Origin of the sequence: Williamwhitmania sp. (assembly GCA_035529935.1) — a bacterium.
Classification (GTDB): Bacteria; Bacteroidota; Bacteroidia; order Bacteroidales; family Williamwhitmaniaceae; genus Williamwhitmania.
The window spans coordinates 1-5,624 of the sequence record DATKVT010000075.1; the positions used below are offsets into that span (position 1 = coordinate 1).

Below are 5,624 nucleotides of genomic sequence, written 5' to 3' on the forward strand. Positions count from 1 at the left end.
TTAATGTCGGCAGCCAAGCCAGCAAGATTTTTAAGGTCGGCATCTTGCACCACTGGAACAATCAAATTTCCTGAAGGTAGGGCAACTGCAATCCCTATATTGACGTGCTTTCTAAGAATAATCTTATCACCATCGAGTGAAGAGTTTACCATTGGAAAGTCACGCAGCGATTTAGCAACCGCATCTGTAAACATTGGCATGAAAGTTAACTTTTCACCATATCGTTTTTGGAATTGCTCCTTGTTCTTGTCACGCCATTCTACTAGACCAGTAACATCAGCCTCCACCATGGCCGTAACATGCGCTGCCACATGCTTTGAGGTAACCATATGTTCTGCAATAAGCTTGCGCATTCGATCCATTACTATAATGGTATCTTCTGCGCCAACCGAGACGCTAACCCTGTATTGCTGCTGTTCAGCGGCAGGAGCTGCTGCCTGTGATGTTGAAGGCATTGAATCAGCTGCCTTTAGCACGGAATCTGGCACTTTGCTTCTTGAACTCAAAAATGCGAGAATATCCTCCTTGCGAACACGACCATCCTTACCGCTACCCGAAATCTGCTCTAACTCCCGAACTGAGATATGCTCCTGCTTTGCAATACTCTTCACCAATGGCGAATAAAATCGAGTCGGTTGAATATCCGACGAGGCTAGCTGTTCTTGCTGTTTTGTTGTTTCAACTTTGGTTTGAACGGCTTGCGCCACCTCTTCTTTAGAATCAACTTCAACTTCGCCCCCTGTTCCTATTAATGCAATTGTGGTACCTACCGGAACCAAATCATCTTGGCGATAGAAGACTTTGATAACGGTACCTTCAACAGGAGAAGGAATTTCGGAGTCTACTTTATCGGTGGCTATCTCCAGGAGGGCATCATCTTCCTCGACCTTATCGCCCTCCTTAACAAACCATCGCGTAATGGTAGCCTGCTCAACGCTTTCACCCATCTTGGGCATTTTTAGCTCAAACTGTGACATTTTATAATTGTTTATTAGGCTAATATTTTCAAAACAACCTATTAACACCTCTATAGCTGATTTGTTTAGACTGAATATAGGCAAAACGACTTGAATGAACGAGATGGCTTATAAAATGAAAAGAGCGATACCAATGAGATATCGCTCCAAATAATTGTGAACTTTTATTACCATTTCATATCATGAAAACCCTTCAATTGGATCGTTCCTATATCAGCAGTATTTATTTTCAGCTTCTAATTTTTTAAGGAAAAGAAGTAAATCACCTAGATAGTATTTGAAGTTGACTTGTGATCGTAAGTTTTATAGTGCAGCCTCCATCAACAGTGGTTAATCCTTCGATGCTTCATAGTGCAAAACATTAACTCGCTCTAGCGTAATGAGAGCCCCAAATCTTGACTTTGGCATGAACTTTTGCATGGATTCCAAGAAACCTTTGATTTTCTGCTCCTCGTCCACCAACTCCACCACAATTGGCAGGTCGTTGGAAAGTGTGAGAAGCTTTTCGGTGTGCACCACCGAGTTGGCACCATATCCCATAATGCCGCGTAAAACTGTGGCACCTGCGATACCGTATCGCTTTGCTGCATATACAATTACCTCATAGAGAGGGGTGCCATTGACTTTATCGAGTTCTCCAATAAAAATGCGAAGCAGAAAAGATTCACCAGATAGTTCCATTGCCGTGTTTTTTATAATTTAAAGTAGTCGAGAGAACCAAAATCCCATAAAAACAAAAAGTAAACCAAGTACTACTGAACCCACTGCATAAAGAGAAAAGAACAACCACTGCCCATCTCGAATTAAGGATAGACTCTCCAGCGAAAAGGTTGAAAAGGTTGTAAAGCCGCCGCAAAAGCCGGTGGCAAAAAAGAGGCGTGCTTCCGGGGATAGAATGTTTCCCCGTTCACCTAAACCAAAGAGAAAGCCAATTATCAGGGAACCAACAATATTGACAAAAAGAGTGCCGAATGGAAAACTTAAGTAAAACAACTTTTGCACTGACGACGAAGCCAAATAACGCAATACGCTTCCAGCAAACCCTCCAAATCCTACAAGGAGAATGATTCTAAGCATGAAGTTGAAATAAATTAGACCTTTTAAAAGGTCAAAAATAGCAAACTAAATTAATACTTTATCTACGAATCGTGAGTTCATAAGGCGAGCTACTCCCATGTAAGATGGCAAAAAGCTTAGCCTATCACCAACCTTATACTGGGCATGAGCCTTACCCACCTTTGCTAACCCGAGGTCAAAAACAGTCATGTCTGAGGTGGTACCTACAAATTTTACATTTTTATCCACAATGGCTAAATCGGAAGCTTCAACATCAATTAGTCCAAAATCGGTAATAGCACGGTAGGTAAGCTCCTGTTCTTCATTGGATCGATCAACAAAATGACCAATGTTGCCCTCGGTCAGTTCATCGTCGGGAAAATTCTTTTTCGAAGCGAGCTCTATGATATTTGCCTTGAATTCAAACACTTTGGTTGAAAGCGGCGAAAATTTTTTGCCATCCCATGGGCTAGTTCCCATAAATGCAGATTCACCAATACGTAAATGGTTAATATTTCTGGGCATTGATGTCTTTCCAACCAAAGGTAACACAATTGAACTTCCACCAGAGATGAGCGGAATTTGCTTGCTAAATTTGGCTTCAAGCAGCTGCTTGTACAGCGAAAGATGCAGCAGTTTGTCGTAGGTGGGTTGAACACCATACATGCAACCCAGATTGGTTCCTAGGCCAATAACCTCAATATTCTGAAGTTCAAAAACCTTAGAGTAAAAATCAACCACCCTTTCCCTCAAAACGCCTTCGCGCAGCTCTCCCAGCTCGAGCATTATTATAATTTGATGCACTTTCCCAGCGGCGGCAGCAGCCTTGTTGAGCGCCTCAATTGTGCGGAATGAGGTATTTAGCGAAATATCGGCATAGGCAATTACCGACTTTACCGTGTCCATGGCGGGAGGCTTAATGTACATCGTTTTTACCGAGGGGTTTATTTGCTTCGCCCGTCGCAAGCCAGAAATACGAGAGTCGGCAACACTATGCAGCTTTTTGGCAATTGAGTGCTGAAGTATTACCTCCAGCGCCGGTTCGTAACCCGAAAGAATTTTGGTTACCAGAGTCCACGAAAAATTGTTCCTCTCGAGATAACTTTGGATTTTTTCAAGGTTAGAGATAATGCGGTCCGTATGGACAATAAGTTGAGCCATATCAGTAGTATATTATCGATTCAACCTCATCTCTGCATATTTAGATGTAAAACCAAGGCGTTCGTATAGTTTTTTTGCTGGATTATCGTACTCTACATGAAGCGCAATATTCCCATTGCACTCAGCCACAGAGTGGTCGATAAGCTGACGACCAATTCCTTTTCCTCGATGGCTGGCATCAACGGCCACGTAAACCAATATATTCTGAGGAATAAACTCCTCCATCCCGGTTTGGTTCATTATTAGGCCACCCACAATCTGATTGTTGAGGTAAGCTATCATACAAAAACCGCCCTTGCCAGACTCAATGGAAAAGGCATAATCAATACATTTCTGAATTGCCTGGGGGGCATCGCCGAATTTGTCCAAGTGGAGATGTAAAAAATCGACAAATTGGCTTCGGTTTACAGCACTAAAATCTTTCTCGCTGTTAATTTTTTGAAAGGTTAACATAGCGTTATATTTAGTTAAAAGAATTTGTTCGTTGGTAACTTCATTGATAGGTTACCGGGAGGAATTTTCTGAACTGTTGCAAATATACAAACAAATGGGTAAAGGAAAAAATACAACTGCAAGAATATCAATATATTATTCTTTAACAACTAAATGAGTGATCATGTTCACTGCATCGCTACATCAACTTTTCGCTTTTTGCCACAAAGATAGAAACCATTGCATCGCCTGTTACATTCACAACTGTGCGAAGCATATCTAGAGGTCGATCTACGGCTAAAATAAGCGCTAACCCTTCAACTGGAATTCCCACTGAGTTGAGCACAATGAGCAGCATAATGATGCCGGCACCCGGTACTCCTGCCGCACCAATGGAAGCCATGGTGGCCGTAAACACAATGGTTAGCTGTTGAACAAAGCTGAGGTGCAGGCCAAATACCTGAGCAATAAACACCGCAGCAACTGCTTGATAAAGGCTGGTTCCATCCATGTTGATTGTGGCACCCACTGGCAGCACAAAGCTGCTAACCTGCTCTGGAACCTTAAGCTCTCGCTCAACCTGCTCCATTGTAACTGGAAGCGTTGCGGCGCTCGACGAGGAGGAAAACGCCACCAGCTGTGCCGGAAAAATGCCCTTGAGAAAGGTGACCGGGTGCATTTTTCCGAAAAAACGGACCAAAAGAGGATAAACTATCAAGAGTATAAAGAGCAAGCCCATCACCACCGTAAGTGCATAAAGACCGAGGGAGATGAAGAAGCCACCAGAACCAGAAAGGCCCTCCCCGGCAAAATCAACAATCAACGAGGCGAGTAATGCAAATACACCAATTGGTGCAAAGAGCATTATTAAGTCAATTATCTTAAGGATCACTTCGTTTAGCCCATCGAAGAACTTTACCACTATCTCCACATTTGTACCTTTCGATAGTGCCATAGCAACGCCAAAGAGTGCCGCAAAGAGAATTACCTGCAGCATATTTTTATTGTCGGAGGCTGCATTAACCACATTCTCCGGCACCATATCTACAATGACCGACAGGGGCGACTTTTTCTTAACATGTGTTGCCTGTGCGGACTTTTCATTTACTACTCCTGAGTATTTCTCTAGCAGTTCGGCCCTCTTCTCCTGCGGAAAAACATTTCCGGGCTTGATAATATTTACAAAAGCAAGTCCGATAGTAACGGCCAATATGGTGGTTGTCAAATATATGGCGATTGTTTTCAGCCCGATGCGTGATAACCTGGTGATATCGGAAAGACCTGATATTCCCTTTACCAATGAAACAAAGATCAACGGTATGGCTATTAACTTTAAGAGGTTGAGAAATATTACCCCAAACGGCTTCACCCAATCGGCGGTAAACTGAGATGCACCAATCCATACCGCAATTAGCCCCCAAATTAACCCAAGGACCATTCCAACTAAAATCTTTGCGTAAAGCGGAAACGATTTTCTTTTCATACAAAACCAATATCCTGCAAAATAGTGAAAAAAGAAAGGCTGCCCATTGGACAGCCTTCGAAAAATAGATAAAATGCTTTATTAATTGCAACCGCAGCCACAACCACAGCTTTCTGCATTATCGTCAACGCCACAGGCACCACCACCGCAGTCATCGTCGCCGCAACCGCAGGAGGAGTGTGAGTGTGAATGAACGTGACCATGTTCCATCTCTTCGGCAGTAGCCTCGCGCACATCAACAATTTCGCCCTTAAAGGAGAGACCCTTACCGGCAAGTGGATGGTTGAAGTCCATTGAAACAATCTCATCATCTACCTTAATCACGGTGCCCTCTAGGTGGTTGCCTTCAGCATCAACCATGGGAACTACGTTTCCGGGGAAAATGAACTCATTATCGAACTCTCCTTCAACCATGAATGCGGTTTTTGGCAGCTCCACAACATAGTCGTCACGCCTTTCTCCGTATGCCTCATCGCTTGTTATGGAAAAACTAAAGTTGTCACCAGCTAACATGT

The 5,624-nt window shown here is 43.2% G+C and carries 7 protein-coding genes; all 7 read right to left on the bottom strand.

All coding sequences use genetic code 11. From position 1 onward, the window contains the following. Positions 1-977, bottom strand: a 977-nt coding sequence (locus tag VMW01_06080) for a dihydrolipoamide acetyltransferase family protein (protein HUW05809.1), incomplete at its 3' end; no start/stop codon positions are given. A gap of 330 nt (positions 978-1,307) precedes the next feature. Next, positions 1,308-1,658: a DUF190 domain-containing protein gene (locus VMW01_06085; GenBank protein HUW05810.1), complete on the bottom strand. Its 351-nt coding sequence runs from the start codon at positions 1,656-1,658 to the stop codon at positions 1,308-1,310. Between the two features lie 18 nt (positions 1,659-1,676). Beyond that, positions 1,677-2,054, bottom strand: a complete 378-nt coding sequence (crcB, locus tag VMW01_06090) for a fluoride efflux transporter CrcB (protein ID HUW05811.1) — start codon at positions 2,052-2,054, stop codon at positions 1,677-1,679. A 45-nt stretch (positions 2,055-2,099) separates the two neighbouring features. After that, positions 2,100-3,194, bottom strand: a complete 1,095-nt coding sequence (locus VMW01_06095) for an alanine racemase (protein ID HUW05812.1) — start codon at positions 3,192-3,194, stop codon at positions 2,100-2,102. Between the two features lie 12 nt (positions 3,195-3,206). After that, the gene (locus VMW01_06100) at positions 3,207-3,647 is read right to left on the bottom strand and encodes a GNAT family N-acetyltransferase (protein ID HUW05813.1); all 441 of its coding nucleotides are present in this window, start codon (positions 3,645-3,647) and stop codon (positions 3,207-3,209) included. Positions 3,648-3,825: 178 nt separating this feature from the next. After that, positions 3,826-5,109: a dicarboxylate/amino acid:cation symporter gene (locus VMW01_06105; GenBank protein HUW05814.1), complete on the bottom strand. Its 1,284-nt coding sequence runs from the start codon at positions 5,107-5,109 to the stop codon at positions 3,826-3,828. A gap of 81 nt (positions 5,110-5,190) precedes the next feature. Continuing rightward, on the bottom strand, positions 5,191-5,624 hold a 434-nt coding region (locus VMW01_06110; GenBank protein ID HUW05815.1), incomplete at its 5' end, for a hypothetical protein.

Bases quoted from the DNA above. Each gene is read 5' to 3' on its own strand.
- VMW01_06085 (HUW05810.1), bottom strand. From the start codon at position 1,658: ATGGAACTATCTGGTGAATCTTTTCTGCTTCGCATTTTTATTGGAGAA.
- crcB (HUW05811.1), bottom strand. From the start codon at position 2,054: ATGCTTAGAATCATTCTCCTTGTAGGATTTGGAGGGTTTGCTGGAAGC.
- VMW01_06095 (HUW05812.1), bottom strand. From the start codon at position 3,194: ATGGCTCAACTTATTGTCCATACGGACCGCATTATCTCTAACCTTGAA.
- VMW01_06100 (HUW05813.1), bottom strand. From the start codon at position 3,647: ATGTTAACCTTTCAAAAAATTAACAGCGAGAAAGATTTTAGTGCTGTA.
- VMW01_06105 (HUW05814.1), bottom strand. From the start codon at position 5,109: ATGAAAAGAAAATCGTTTCCGCTTTACGCAAAGATTTTAGTTGGAATG.